Source organism: Streptomyces sp. NPDC059477 (genome assembly GCF_042749375.1).
In the GTDB taxonomy this organism is placed as follows: domain Bacteria; phylum Actinomycetota; class Actinomycetes; order Streptomycetales; family Streptomycetaceae; genus Streptomyces.
The window spans coordinates 18,702-32,028 of the sequence record NZ_JBHYUG010000100.1 but is presented as its reverse complement, the minus strand read 5'-3'; the positions used below and the strand labels follow the sequence as shown (position 1 = coordinate 32,028).

General features: G+C 73.2%; 11 protein-coding genes. 3 read left to right on the top strand and 8 right to left on the bottom strand.

What is annotated here, in order from left to right; translation table 11 throughout:
- Positions 1-90: 90 nt before the first annotated feature.
- A complete protein-coding gene (locus ACFXAZ_RS33145) occupies positions 91-1,104 on the bottom strand; it encodes a zinc-binding alcohol dehydrogenase family protein (protein ID WP_384598680.1) in 1,014 nt (337 codons plus the stop codon).
- A gap of 166 nt (positions 1,105-1,270) precedes the next feature.
- Here ACFXAZ_RS33145 and ACFXAZ_RS33140 point away from each other — a divergent pair, with 166 nt between their 5' ends.
- From ACFXAZ_RS33140 to ACFXAZ_RS33130, 3 genes are all read left to right on the top strand, one after another.
- Positions 1,271-2,071 (top strand): VOC family protein, encoded by an 801-nt coding sequence (locus tag ACFXAZ_RS33140; RefSeq protein WP_384598672.1) that lies wholly within the window; start codon positions 1,271-1,273, stop codon positions 2,069-2,071.
- Positions 2,072-2,099: 28 nt separating this feature from the next.
- On the top strand, positions 2,100-2,798 hold the full coding sequence (locus tag ACFXAZ_RS33135) for a ribonuclease H (RefSeq protein ID WP_384598670.1): 699 nt from the start codon (positions 2,100-2,102) through the stop codon (positions 2,796-2,798).
- A gap of 144 nt (positions 2,799-2,942) precedes the next feature.
- Entirely contained in the window at positions 2,943-4,157 is a 1,215-nt protein-coding gene (locus ACFXAZ_RS33130; RefSeq protein WP_384598678.1) for an FAD-dependent monooxygenase, read from the top strand.
- An 18-nt stretch (positions 4,158-4,175) separates the two neighbouring features.
- On the opposite strand, the gene ACFXAZ_RS33125 is transcribed toward ACFXAZ_RS33130, so the two are convergent.
- The 7 genes from ACFXAZ_RS33125 to ACFXAZ_RS33095 form a co-directional block, all read right to left on the bottom strand.
- Positions 4,176-4,838: a DUF2238 domain-containing protein gene (locus ACFXAZ_RS33125; RefSeq protein ID WP_384598668.1), complete on the bottom strand. Its 663-nt coding sequence runs from the start codon at positions 4,836-4,838 to the stop codon at positions 4,176-4,178.
- Between the two features lie 83 nt (positions 4,839-4,921).
- Entirely contained in the window at positions 4,922-5,998 is a 1,077-nt protein-coding gene (locus tag ACFXAZ_RS33120; RefSeq protein WP_384598666.1) for a hypothetical protein, read from the bottom strand.
- A gap of 128 nt (positions 5,999-6,126) precedes the next feature.
- Positions 6,127-7,683: a protein kinase gene (locus ACFXAZ_RS33115; RefSeq protein WP_384598665.1), complete on the bottom strand. Its 1,557-nt coding sequence runs from the start codon at positions 7,681-7,683 to the stop codon at positions 6,127-6,129.
- A 160-nt stretch (positions 7,684-7,843) separates the two neighbouring features.
- On the bottom strand, positions 7,844-8,803 hold the full coding sequence (locus tag ACFXAZ_RS33110; RefSeq protein ID WP_384598676.1) for a threonine/serine dehydratase: 960 nt from the start codon (positions 8,801-8,803) through the stop codon (positions 7,844-7,846).
- Between the two features lie 50 nt (positions 8,804-8,853).
- Positions 8,854-9,534, bottom strand: a complete 681-nt coding sequence (locus ACFXAZ_RS33105; RefSeq protein WP_384598663.1) for an AIM24 family protein — start codon at positions 9,532-9,534, stop codon at positions 8,854-8,856.
- 94 nt (positions 9,535-9,628) lie between these two features.
- Positions 9,629-10,954 (bottom strand): CAP domain-containing protein, encoded by a 1,326-nt coding sequence (locus ACFXAZ_RS33100; RefSeq protein ID WP_384598661.1) that lies wholly within the window; start codon positions 10,952-10,954, stop codon positions 9,629-9,631.
- 246 nt (positions 10,955-11,200) lie between these two features.
- Entirely contained in the window at positions 11,201-13,324 is a 2,124-nt protein-coding gene (locus tag ACFXAZ_RS33095; RefSeq protein ID WP_384598659.1) for an alpha-galactosidase, read from the bottom strand.
- Positions 13,325-13,327: the final 3 nt, after the last annotated feature.

The window sequence follows — 13,327 nt, the reverse complement described above, 5'->3', positions numbered from 1 at the left end:
AGCGGCCCGATCACCGTCCAGGCCTGATCAGTCAATTCATGACGTCGCACCACGAACGGAGCAACGACCAACCAACTTTGCGGACACGCCCTAGGCCCCGTCGTCGGGGTTCACCAGGACCGCCGCCCCGTCGAAGACGCCCGCCTTCAGGTCCCGCAGGGCCGCGAGGGCGCCCGTCAGGGGATAGGTGTGCGTCGTCGCCCGTACCCCATGGCGGGCGGCGAGCGCCAGGAACTCCCGCGCGTCCTCGCGCGTGTTGGACGTGACGCTGCGTAGCTCCTTCTCGTAGAAGAGGTCGCTCTCGTAGCGCAGGGGCGGTACGTCGGTGAGATGGATGCCGGCGACGGACAGGACGCCGCCGCGGTCCAGGGCGCGCAGGGCGACCGGGACCAGGTCGCCCACCGGGGCGAACAGGATGGCGCTGTCCAGCGGTTCCGGCGGCGGCCGGTCCAGGTCCTGGGCGGAGGCCGCCCCCAGGTCCAGGGCCAGCCGGCGGGCCGCCGCACCCCGGGTCACCACGTGCACCCGGGCGCCCTGGGCCAGGGCGACCTGGGCGCACAGATGGGCGCTGCCGCCGAACCCGTACAGGCCGAGCCGCCCGCCCGCCGGCAGCGCGGCCCGTTTCAGCGCCCGGTAGCCGATGATGCCCGCGCACAGCAGCGGGGCCGCCGCCACCTCGTCCAGGGCGTCCGGGAGCCGGTGGGCGAAGGGCGCCGGGACCGTGGTGTACGGGGCATAGCCGCCGTCGGCGTCCCAGCCCGTGTACCGCGAGGCCGGGCAGAGGTTCTCCGCGCCCCGGCGGCAGTACCCGCAGGTGCCGTCCGTGTACCGCAGCCAGGCCACGCCGACCCGGTCGCCGACGGCGAAGTCCCGTGCGTCCGGGCCCAGCGCCGCGACCACGCCGACCACCTCGTGGCCGGGTGTGACCCCCGGCCGGTGCACCGGCAGATCGCCCTCGGTGACATGCAGGTCGGTACGGCAGACCCCGCAGGCCCGCACCCGCACCAGCAGTTCGTCCCCGGCGGGCTCCGGCACCGGCCGTTCCACCCACCGCAACGGGTCCCCCTCCACCGGCCCCGGCGCCGTCACCGACCATGCCCGCATCGTCGTCTCCGCCATCGCCCACTCCCTGTCGCGCGGTCGCTGTCGCAGGTCCCGCCCCCAGTTTGGAACAGATATGCGATTTCGGCGCGCGAGCGGCCCTTCGAGTGGCTAGCGTGAGATATGTGGACAATCCGGCAATCCCGGCGAGCGGAGAGGGAGCGCGACCATGACCGTGAAACCCGAGGGAACCCCCATCTGGGCCGACGCGTCCTTCCCGGACATCGAGGCGGCCAAGAGCTTCTACGGCGATGTCCTCGGCTGGACCTTCGGCGAGTCGTCGCCGGAGTACGGCAACTACACCCAGGCGTTCTCGGACGGGAAGGCCGTCGCCGCCGTCGTACCGCCGATGCCCGGCCAGGAAGCGATGTCGCAGTGGTGTCTCTACCTCGCGACGACCGACGTCGCCGCGGCGGCGGGACGCATCCGGGACAACGGCGGGCAACTGCTGATGGAGCCCATGCAGGTCGGCGACTTCGGCTCCATGTGCCTCGCCAGTGACCCCGGCGGGACCGTCTTCGGTGTGTGGCAGCCCGGCACGCACGCGGGCTTCGAAGCGCCGGTGGAGCAGCCCGGCGCGTACTGCTGGGCCGAGATCTTCACCCGCACACCCGAGAAGTCCGACACCTTCTTCCCCACCGTCTTCTCCTTCACCTCCCAGCAGATGGAGGACGGGCAGATGGACTTCCGGCTCTACAACACCACCGAGGGCACGGTCCTGGGCCGGATGAAGATGACGGACGACTTCCCGCCCGAGGTGCCCCCGTTCGTCAACGTCTACTTCAACGTCGCCAACTGCGACGACGCCGTCGCCACGGCGACCAAGCTCGGCGCGGTCCTGCGGTACGGGCCGATGGACAGCCCCTTCGGGCGCTTCGCCGGGCTCGGCGACCCGCAGGGCGCCCACTTCTCGGTGATCGACACCACGACCACCGCGGGCGGGCCGCCGACCACCACCGACATCTCCTGAGCCCTCGCGGTCATGGCATGATCAGCACATGCGTGAACGAGTGGTGGCCGCGTGCGACGGGGCTTCGAAGGGAAACCCCGGACCGGCGGGCTGGGCGTGGGTGGTGGCCGACGAGACGGAGACCCCCCGTCGCTGGGAGGCCGGACCGCTCGGCCGGGCCACCAACAACGTCGCCGAACTCACCGCCCTGGAGCGCCTGCTGACGGCGGTCGACCCCGGCGTACCGCTGGAGATCCGGATGGACTCGCAGTACGCCATGAAGGCCGTCACCACCTGGCTGCCCAACTGGAAGCGCAACGGCTGGAAGAACTCCGCCGGCAAGCCGGTCGCCAATCAGGAACTGGTGGTGCGGATCGACGAACTGCTCGACGGCCGCGCGGTCGAGTTCCGCTACGTCCCCGCCCACCAGGTCGACGGCGACCCGCTCAACGACTTCGCCGACCGGGCCGCCAGTCAGGCCGCCGTCGTCCAGGAGCCCGCGAGCAGCGACCTCGGCTCCCCGGAGCCCCCGCCCTCCCCGGACACCCCGGTCAGGAGCGGCCCGCGCCGCAAGTCCGCGCGCCCCAACGGCGGTTCCGCCGCCCGCCCGAACGGCGGTTCCGCCGCGCGCACGATCAAGGCCAAGTTCCCCGGCCGCTGCCCGGCCTGCGCCCGCCCCTACGCGGCGGGCGAGCCCATCGCCAAGAACGACCAGGGCTGGGGCCACCCGGAGTGCCGCAGTATGTGACCCCCGCCAGCTGCTCCACCCGCCGCGTCCCGCGCGCGTCCACCCCATCCGGCGCCCCCGGCGGCCGGGCGTACCGTCACACCCGCACGCCGCTGCTACTCTGCGTTGTCAATCGACCGCTTTGAGTGACTTCCAGGGGTGAGTGTGAAGGTCGTCTGCGTCGGCGGCGGGCCCGCCGGCCTGTATCTGTCGATCCTGCTGAAGCGGCAGGACCCCGCCCACGACATCACCGTCCACGAGCGCGATCCGGAGGGCTCCACCTACGGGTGGGGCGTGACCTACTGGCGTGGACTGCTCGACAAACTGCACGCGCACGACCCGGAGTCCGCCCTCGCGATCGACGCCGGTTCCGTCCGCTGGAGCGACGGCATCGCCCATGTACGCGGCCTCGCCACCCGGCACAGCGGCGACCAGGGCTTCGGCATCGGCCGCCACCGGCTCCTGGAGATCCTCGCCGCCCGCGCCCGGGAACTGGACGTCCGCATCGAGCACACCCGGGAGATCACCGCCGAGAACGTGCCGCCCGCCGACCTGGTGGTGGCCGCCGACGGGGTGCGCAGCGCCCTGCGCACCCGGCACGCCGACGCCTTCGGCACCGAGGTCCGCTCCGGCCGCAACCACTACATCTGGCTCGGCACCACCAAGGTCTTCGACTCCTTCACCTTCGCCTTCGTCGAGACCGAGCACGGCTGGATCTGGTGCTACGGCTATGGATTCGGCGCCGACCGCTCCACCTGCGTGGTGGAGTGCGCCCCCGAGACCTGGACCGGCCTGGGCCTCGACCGCGCGGGCGAGGACGAAGGACTGGAACTGCTGGAGAAACTCTTCGTGGACGTCCTCGACGGCCACCGTCTGATCGGCCGCTCCTCCACCGACGGCGCCCCCCAGTGGCTCAACTTCCGCACCCTCACCAACCGCACCTGGCACCACGGCAACCTCGTCCTGCTCGGCGACGCCGCCCACACCACCCACTACTCCATCGGCGCCGGCACCACCCTCGCCCTGGAGGACGCCATGTCCCTCGCCGGCGCCCTGCGCACCCACCGCGAACTGCCCCGGGCCCTCACCGCCTACGAACAGGACCGCAAGGCCGCCCTGCTGCCGGTGCAGAGCGCGGCCCGCTACAGCGCCCAGTGGTACGAGCACCTGCCCCGCTACATCCAACTGCCGCCCGAGCAGATGTTCGCCCTGCTCGGCCAGCGCCACTCGCCGCTGCTGCCGTACGTCCCACCGCAGCTCTACTACCGGCTCGACCGGGCGGCCGGCCGCCTGGAGACCCTGCGCCGGTTCAAGCGCTGGCTGGGTCCGAAGGTCGCGCGCTCGGTGCAGACGCGGTCGCTGACCAGCGGGAGGAAGTGACGCGCGGGGCGGTCGGCCTCAGCGGGGTCGGCCGCGCTCCAGCGCGGTCAGTTGGCGGTCGTGCGCCCGGCTCAGCAGGGTCAGTGAGACCACCGCCCCGATCAGCGCGCAGAACATGTCCCACTGGGTGTCCCACACATCGCCCTGCGTGCCCAGGAACGCGTCCGCCGCCTCGCCGCCGATGACCGCCGCCGCCCACTCCAGCATCTCGAACACCGAACTGAAGGCCAGGCACGCGCACACCACGAGCGGCGCCAGCCAGCGGCTGCCACGCAACGGCGAGGTGCGCAGCAGGAGTTCACGGACCAGGATCGCCGGGACGAAGCCCTGCATGAGGTGGCCGAACCTGTCGTACGGATTGCGCTCCAGGCCGAAGGCGTCCCGCACCCAGTCACCCGCCGGGACCTGTGCGTACGTGTAGTGCCCGCCGATCGCGAGGACCAGCGCGTGCGCGGCGAGCAGCACGCACAGCAGCCCGCTGAGCGGGAACCGCCGCCACAGCAGCACGATCAGCGGCAGCCCCAGGAACACCCAGAACGTCTCCAGGAACCACGTCAAACGGTCCGCCGGCTGCCACGCGGAGACGGCGAGAGCCGCCACCACGACCCCGGCCAGCACGGCGGGCAGCCTCGTCCGGCGCGGGCCGGAGCGGGTGACGGGCAGGACGGGCGCGGCGGACATGCGGGCTCCTCGGTTCGGGAGCCCCCATCGTGGCGCCGCCCGGACGCCACGACATGAGTACGGCTACTCAGCCCGCCCGAGCACTACCGCCCCTGCTCCTTGCGGGTGCCGCGCAGCGCGGTCAGGCACGAGGCGATGGCCTGCTGGAGGTCTTCGAGGCGGGCGACCATGTCGTCCTCGTAGAAGTCCTCGGCGTCGTCGAAGGTCAGCTCCTCGAACACCTTCGTCGCCTTCTGGAGGCTGTTGTAGAACTTCGTCCGGCGGTCGCTCACCCGCAGTTCGGGATCGGCCTCGACGGTCTCCACGACCAGCGACTTCATGGTGTCGTACGCCTCCGAGGCCCACTCACCGGAGTCCTCGTCCTCGTCCAGCTCGTCGATCAGCGACAGATGCCGCTCGGCCTCCTGCCGTACGTCGGCGGGCGCGTCCACCGTCTGCCCCGCGGGCGTCTTGATCTGCCCCGACTCGGCGATCTGCCGCACATACCCGATCCGGTCGGCGGCGCGGCTCTCGGTCGCGACGGCCTTCTTCAGATCATCGGTGCGCACGACGTCCCGGGCCAGCTCGGCCTGGAGTTCCGGATCCTCGCGCACCCGGTCCAGCAGGGCGCGGCGGGCGGCCTGCGCGGTGGACGGGTCGGCGAGGATCGCGGCCCGCAGGGCCGTCGGGTTCTCGGCCACCTCCAGCGCCTTGGTCGGGCGGATGCCCTCGGCCTCGGCCGCCTCGGCGATGGCGGTGCCGCGCTCGGAGGTGGCGCTGTTGCGGGAGGTGTAGTAGGTCAGCCATGCGTCGGCGTCCGGCAACTCGACGTCCTGGCCCGGCCGCAGCGCCTCGAACTGCGGCACCATGCCGTCGTCCGCGGCCCGGTCCCACGCCTTGTAGTAGCGCATCACCCGGTCCGGCGAGCACCCGGCCAGCTCGGCGAACTCCTTCGCCGACACCTTCGGCGTCTCCTCCGCGCCCTGGCCGCCGGGCCGGACGCTGCGCGCCACCAGCAGTGCGAAGGCCCAGCCTCCGGTACGGGCGTAGACCCCGAACTCGCGCGCGTCCCGCGCCACGAGGTCGGACAACGGCGGGGCGGCGGACGCGGGGGCAGGCGCGGTGGCGGACGGGTCGGCGGGGGCGGTCGATGCCTCGGACGGCTCGGTCGCTAGGGTCACGGACTACTCTCCTGTGGGGCTCTGAACTGTTCTGCGGACGTGCGGACAGGCAGCCTATCCACCCATTGACGGTGCTTTGCTCAGCCCGGTCGACCGCACAGGTGAACCCTTCCGGAAGCGACGGTCCGTCAGTCCACCGGAGGCCGGAACGTACGTAACACCGTCTCCAGCGCTTCCTGGTTGGCCCTGTCCGTCCAGTCCGCGGCCGGGGTGCTCCAGCGCAGCGAGTAGCCGAGCCCGCCGCCCACCGAGACGCCCCGGCCGAACGTGCGTACGCGGGTCCCGTCGACGTCGGCCAGCCACTGGATGTCGGCCGCGCTCCGGCCCTGGTACGTGGTCGCCTCGATGTCCCCGATCCGCTCGTAGCCGTCCGTCCGCTCCAGGCCCGGCTCCACGTCGTCACGCCAGACCGCGACCGGGTCGGGGCCGACGCGCTCGCTGTAGGTCACCGCGAGGGTGCGCGGATCGTCCCCGGCGCCGAGCACGACACGGTAGGCCAGGTCGGACACCTTGTCGGTGTCCAGCACGGTCCATCCGGCGGGGAGCGCGACGGAGAAGCCCTCGGGGGAGAGGAAGGTCCGGAAGCCTTCCGGGAGGCCGCTCGGGGAGGGGGACGGGGGTGTTGTGGAGGGCGATGGCATGGGCGGGGTGGAGGCCGACGGGCGGGGTGGGGGCTCGGGCGCCGCGGTGCCGTTGTTGCCGGACGGCTGGCGGGTCGCGGTGACCACGGCGACCGTGGCCGCCGCCAGCGCCAGTGTCGTACCGAACACCGCCGTCCGCCTGCTCCAGCGGGAACCGGCGTGCGCGGCGGTGGCGTAGGCGTGGTGGAGCCGGGGGCGCGGGCCGGGCGGCGGGGTGGCGTCCGGGTCGGGGCCGAGGACCCGGGTGAGTGCCTCGCGGGTCATCGGACGGGTCAGGCGTTCGCGGGAGTTCTTGCGCAGCAGGCCCTGGATCACCTGGGCGAGCGGCCCGGCGCGCAGCGGAGCGCGCAACGGCAGCCGGTCCACGCCCCGGAGCGTGGCCTGCGGCCGGTCCCGGTCCCGGAACGGGGGCCGTCCCTCGACCATCGTGTAGAGCAGCGCGCCCAGCGCCCACAGATCCGCCGCCGGGCCGACGCGCTCGTCCCGCGCCTGCTCCGGGGAGGCGTACGAGGGTGCCGTGAGCCGGGGTGCCAGGGTCGCGCCCGCCAGGCCGAACCCGGACACCATGACCGGGCCCCGGTCCGGCACGAACACCTGACCGGGGCTCAGCTCGCCGTGGGTGATGCCCTCGCCGTGCGCGGCCTCCAGGACATCGAGCAGTTCGAGCCCGAGCCGCGCCGCCCGCGCGTAAGGGAACGAGCCCTCCGCCGCGAGGAGTTCCGGCAGCGGAGTGCCGCCCGCCCACTCGGTGACCGTCCACAGCGTGCCCGCGTCCTCGAACGCGTCGACCACCTTCGGCACCCGCCCCGGGGCGAGCGCGCCCATGGCGTCCGCCGCGCGCATGATCCGGCCGGTCACCCGGAGCGCGGTGCCCTCCCCGCTCCCGGGCGGCAGCCCGATCCGGGTCAGCAGACACGGTAGGCCCGCGTCCATGTCCTCGCCGTACCAGCCGACGCGGTTCGTCTCCCGGTGCGCCACGTCGAGGAGTCGGTACCGTCCGGCGACCAGCCCGTGTGCGAAGACGTGCGTCTCGGCCATGCTCATCCCTCGCTGAACCCCGCTCCCACCCCGTGAACCCCGCTCCCACGCTTTGCCAGTGGTACGCGGGCGGTGACGCCGGGTGTTCAATCGGAAGCACAACCGGGGGCACGTCCTTCGCCCAGGGTTCGGCGCGGCGGGCCTCCGGCCGGGGGCCTGGGCGGGGTCAGCGCAGGCCGAAGCGGGCCGTCCAGTCCGCCATCTCGCTCACCGTGGTGTTGCCGCCGCACACCACCAGCCCCAGCCGGGCCCCCTCGCCGATCCGCTCCCGCACCCGCCGGGCCGCCGGCAGCAGACAGCCCGCCGAGGGCTCCGTCCACAGCTTGGCGTGCTCGGCGAACTCCAGACAGCCCTGGACGGCGTCCCGGTCCGACACCACCAGCACCTCGGTGACCAGCGCCGACACATGGTCGTACGTCGAACGCGAGACGGTCGGGGCGTTCAGCGGCATGACGATCGACGACGGGGTGACCGGCACCGGGCCGCCCGCCCGCAGCGCCTCGGACATGGCCTGCGCGCCCTCGGTCTCCACGCCCCAGATCCGCAGCCCCGGCCGCAGCTCCCGCAGCGCCGCCGCGACCCCGGAGATCAGCCCGCCGCCCCCGATGCTCACCAGCACATCGGTCAGCTCACCGGCGTCGGCCGCGAACTCCAGGCCCACCGTGCCCTGCGCGGCGATCACGATCGGGTCGTCGAACGGGTGGACCAGCGTGAGACCCTCGTCCCGCAACCGCTCGACCTGCGCGAACGCCGAAGCCATGTCGTCCGTCAGCCGCACCGACGCGCCCGCGTCCCGCGCCAGCTCCACCGAGCGCGCGGGCGCCGAGCGCGGCATGACGACCGTCGCCTTCACCTCCAGGGCGGCGGCCATCACGGCGAGCGCGATGCCGTGGTTGCCGCCGCTGACCGCCACCACCCCGGCGGCCCGCTCGGCCTCGCTCAGCGCCAGCAGCCTGGCCGTGGCGCCGCGCGCCTTGAAGGAACCGGTGCGCTGCAACAGCTCCAGCTTGGCGGTCACCGGGACGCCGAGCAGGGTGGACAGCCCGGGGCTCGGCACGGTGGGCGTCCGCACCACCTGCCCGGCGATCCGCCCGGCCGCCGCTTCGATGTCCGAGATGCCGATCAAGGTGCTCACTTTTCGAACCTTTCCGATCCTGTCCGAACCCTTCGTGAGGTTCAGTGCTGCTGGGGCTTGCCCGCCGTGGTCTCGCTGGGGCGGACGATCACATGTCCCTGCCCCTGGAGCATCAGCTGGACCGCCTCGCCGGAACCGCCGCGCAGCATCGAGCCGACCGACTGCGAGCGGTGCAGCGACGTCTGGAGCCCCGCCGTCCAGCCCACCACCGTGTCGGTGTCCACGTACACCGGCCACTGCGGGGAGACCGGGATGACCAGCGGAACGCCCTCGCACACCAGGCCCAGCCGGCCCTGCCCGGTGAACACGCTGTTGAAGAGCCCGCCGCCCGCGATGCCGGAACCCTTCACGGTCGCGATCCGATAGGACAGCGTGGCGTCGAAACACAGGACGTTGCGGCCGTTCACCGTGAACTCGTCACCCGGCTCCACCTCCACGATGAAGCAGTTCTGCGCCTCCTGCGCGAACCATGCCTCGCCCTGTCCGCGCACCGCCATCAGCGGCAGCCCCTCGCCGGTGACGGCCCGCTTGAGCATGCCGCCGACGCCGCCCTGTCCCTTGCGCTCGAACTGGAGGCTGCCCCGGTGGGCGACCATCGAGCCCTGCCGGGCCAGCATCTCGCCGTTGACCGCGTACCTGACGCACTTCGCGTTCTCGATCGTCATGCCCGGCGCGGCGGCCGGCTGGACCATGTGCTCGCTGGAAAAGAGGTCACCCTTCATGGGGGCATGGTGTCCCGGACGGGACCGTTCGGGCAAAACGCCGGGTGTCCACGACGGGTCGGCGCCCGGTGCCGGTGCCTGTACCCGCCCGGTCTCACGCGCCGAACAACTGCGTCCAGTACATCCCCGCCCGGCCGCCGCCCGCCAGGCCTATGCCGATGTGGGTGAAGTCGGGCTTGAGGATGTTGGCGCGGTGGCCGGGGCTGTTCATCCAGCCGGTGACCACCTCGGATGCCGAGCGCTGTCCGCACGCGATGTTCTCCCCGACGGAACGGCGCCGGGCGCCCGCCGCGGCGGCCCGGTCCCATGGCTGACTGCCCTCCGGGGAGGTGTGCGAGTAGAAGTCACGGGCGACCATGTCGGCGCTGTGCGCCTGCGCCGCCGCCGTGAGCGGGGTGTCCGGCGCCAGTGGGCGCAGCCCGGCCCGGACGCGCTCCCCGTTGGTCAGCTCGGTCACCTCGGCCGCCGTACGCGCGAGGTCGGCCGGGGTGAGCGGGCGGGCCCACAGCGCCGTCCAGAAGACATCACCGGTGCGCCGCACGGTCGCGCACCCCAGCCCGGCGTGGGTGAAGGCCGGGTCGAACAGGGTGCGCCGGGGCTGCTCGCCGCGCTGGAGGTACGTCACGAACTCGCCCGACGTGTGCGGCCCCGACACCAGGTGCTCGCCGATCGTGAGATACGCGAACCCGGCGGCGATCACCCGCTGGTACACCGACACCCCGTCGCTGCCCTCGACCCCGAGCCGCCCCGCCGACGACATCGCGCCGGCGTGCGCCCGCGCGGCCGACGAGAGCCGGGCGTCCAGCGTGACCGGCGGTGACCCCGCCTGGGCGCGGGCCGCGTTGACCTGCCCGAGATAGCTGTCCTGGCCGGACGCCGGGGCGGGAGCGGCGGGCGGGATCCGCTGGGCGGGTATGAACGGCTGCGGCGCGGGTGCCCGCTCGTCCAGCACGTCCACGCCGAAATCCCTGGCGAGACCGGCCAGCCCGTCGCCGTACCCCTGGCCGAGGGCGCGCAGCTTCCAGATGTCGCCGCGCCGGTAGATCTCCGCCAGCAGCAGGACCGTCTCCTGCCGGGGCGGGGCCGGGGTGAAGCGGGCCAGGGGCCGGCCGCCGGGGCCGGTGACCTGGAGGGTGGGGGTGGGCAGCCGGCCCAGCTCGGTGCCGGGGTCGGCCGGGCTGACGACGACGGTGACGCGGGTCGCCCCCGGGCGCAGGGCGCTCGGGTCGACGGTCAGGGTGTCCCCGCTGAGCCGGGCCCCGGGCGCCACCGGCTGATTGAAGAACACGAAGTCGGCATCGCCCCGGACCTTCCCGTCATCCCCGGTGACCAGCGCCGACACATCGAACGGCCCCCGCACACACAGACGGAGCGGGCCGGCCGGAAGAGGCACATTGCCCCCAGGGACCAACTCGCCCATATCCCCGCCTCACCACGTAGCGCCGCAACCTCCCCTCGACAACGCACATGACGCCCCCGGGGTTCCCACCCCACGGACTCCCGCCCCAAACACCGACACGGCCAGACCCGCGCGGCTCCCGCCCCGAACACCGACACCGCCAGGCCCGCACGGCTCCCCGACCGCGACACCGACGCCGTAAGGGGCGCGGGGAACTGCGCGACCAGCCACAATCCACCCGCACCCGCACGACAACCGAACCCCCGCCTACCGGACCCGCTCCAAATGCAACGCCCGACTCGCCCAGTCCCCCCGCGCCAACCCCAGCTCCAGCCCATACCCCATCAGCACCGTCGCATCGTGGACCCGCTCCGTCCCGACCTCCCGGTACCGCGCCCCCGGCGTCAGCCCCCGCAGCCGCACCGGCGTGCGGGGCGCCCCGTGCCGCGGCCCCCGCTGCCAGGCCAGCACCAGGGCCTCCCCCGCGCCCTCGGCGACGTACTGCACGACCGTCGGCCCCTCCGCCGCAGGCCCCCGCAGCCGGTGCAGGCCGCCCCGCTGGACCAGATGACGGACGCCTTTGTAGAAGGCCACCAGTTCCGCCGCCTCGGAGAGCTCCGCCTCCGTCCAGGTGGCGAGGTCGCCGCCGATGCCGAGCAGCCCGGACATGGCGACATGGAAGCGGAACGACAGCGGCACCGACCGCCCCGTGAGCTGGTTCGGCACATCCGTCACCCACGCGGACATCACACGCGGCGGATACACCTGCGCGAACCCGTGCTGGATCGCGATCCGGTCCTCGGCGTCGGTGTTGTCCGATGTCCACGCCTGGTCGGTGCGGGCGAGGATACCCAGGTCGACGCGGCCCCCGCCCCCCGCGCACGCCTCGATCCGCAGGTCGGGATGGTCCGCGCGGAGCCGGTCCAGGATGCCGTACAGATGGGTCACATAGCGGGTCCACAGCCGGTCCGCGCCGTCCGGTTCGCCGGGCCAGCCCGCCTCGCCGAAGGCGCGGTTCATGTCCCACTTCAGGAAGTCCACGCCGTGGTCGCCGACCAGCCGGGTCAGCCAGCCGTACGCCCAGTCGGCCACGTCGTCGCGGGCGAGGTTCAGCACCAGCTCGTTGCGCATCTCGGTGCGGTCCCGGCCCGGCACGTGCAGCACCCAGTCGGGGTGCGCGCGGTACAGGTCGCTGTCCGGATTGACGTTCTCCGGCTCCACCCAGATGCCGAACCGCATCCCGAGCGCGTGCACGGTGTCGGCGAGCGGGCCGAGGCCGGCCGGGAAGCCGTCGGGGGACGGGGTCCAGTCGCCGAGCCCGGCCCGGTCGTGGCGGCGGGCGCCGAACCAGCCGTCGTCCACGACATACAGCTCGACGCCCAGCTCGGCGGCCCGCTCGGCGAGCGCCTTCTGGCTGGTCTCGTCGACGTCCCAGCCGGTCGCCTCCCACGAGTTGTAGAGCACGGGCGTCAGCTCGTGCGCGTGCGGCACCACATGGTCGCGGACGTAGGTGTGCCAGGTGCGGCTGGCCTCGCCGAAGCCGCCGTCGGTGAACAGCCCCGCGAACACGGGCGTGGTGAACTCCTCGCCCGGCGCGAGCGGGACCCGGACCCCCTCGTGGCCGCCGCCGCCGGTGAATCCGGCCAGGTTGTCCGGGGTGCGCTGGGCGGTCAGCCGCCAGCTGCCGCTCCACGCGAGGGCCGCGCTCCACACCCGGCCGTGCTCCTCGCCGGTGTCGCCCGGGTCGACCATCAGCCATGGATTGGCGTGGTGGCTGGTCACCCCGCGACGGCTGGTCAGGACCGTCTCGCCGTACGGCAGCGGTTCGCGCCGCAGCTGGGTCTCGGCCGACCACTGCCCGGTGACATGGCTGATCCGGTACTCGGGCAGCGCAGGCAGCGTCCAGGCGGCGGAGTCCGCGCGGAGCACCTCCAGCCGGTCGGCCCCGGCGTTGCGCAGCACCGTGAAGCGCTCGATGACATCGCTGTCGGCGTGCACCCGGTAGTGGAGATCGACCTCCAGCGGGTAGCCGCGGTCACGGAAACGCAGCACCAGTTCCTCGGTGCCGGGGGCCGGCTCGCGCACCTCGTGCCCGGCGGGCTGCCAGGTGAAGCCCCGGGTGCCGTCGGCGTGGCGGACCTGGAGCGAGGGCGGGCCGTAGTGGATGCCGTCGTCCGCGGGGAGTTCCTCACCGACCGCGCGGAGGCCCTCGAAACTGCTGTGCGGCTCGCCGGGCGGGGCGGCGATGTCCACCGCTTCCGCCAGGGACAGCCGGGGCCCCCAGGCGACATGGCCGGGCGTGCCGGACTCGTCGATGCGCAGGGCGTACGACGTGCGCGGGGTGGTCAGCAGCCAGACCCCGGCGTCGGGGGAGTGGGAGATCAGCGGCATGGG

Coding starts and splice junctions, on each gene's coding strand:
- ACFXAZ_RS33100 (WP_384598661.1), bottom strand. CDS start 10,954: ATGGGCGAGTTGGTCCCTGGGGGCAATGTGCCTCTTCCGGCCGGCCCG.
- ACFXAZ_RS33125 (WP_384598668.1), bottom strand. CDS start 4,838: ATGTCCGCCGCGCCCGTCCTGCCCGTCACCCGCTCCGGCCCGCGCCGG.
- ACFXAZ_RS33115 (WP_384598665.1), bottom strand. CDS start 7,683: ATGAGCATGGCCGAGACGCACGTCTTCGCACACGGGCTGGTCGCCGGA.
- ACFXAZ_RS33105 (WP_384598663.1), bottom strand. CDS start 9,534: ATGAAGGGTGACCTCTTTTCCAGCGAGCACATGGTCCAGCCGGCCGCC.
- ACFXAZ_RS33095 (WP_384598659.1), bottom strand. CDS start 13,324: ATGCCGCTGATCTCCCACTCCCCCGACGCCGGGGTCTGGCTGCTGACC.
- ACFXAZ_RS33135 (WP_384598670.1), top strand. CDS start 2,100: ATGCGTGAACGAGTGGTGGCCGCGTGCGACGGGGCTTCGAAGGGAAAC.
- ACFXAZ_RS33140 (WP_384598672.1), top strand. CDS start 1,271: ATGACCGTGAAACCCGAGGGAACCCCCATCTGGGCCGACGCGTCCTTC.
- ACFXAZ_RS33145 (WP_384598680.1), bottom strand. CDS start 1,104: ATGCGGGCATGGTCGGTGACGGCGCCGGGGCCGGTGGAGGGGGACCCG.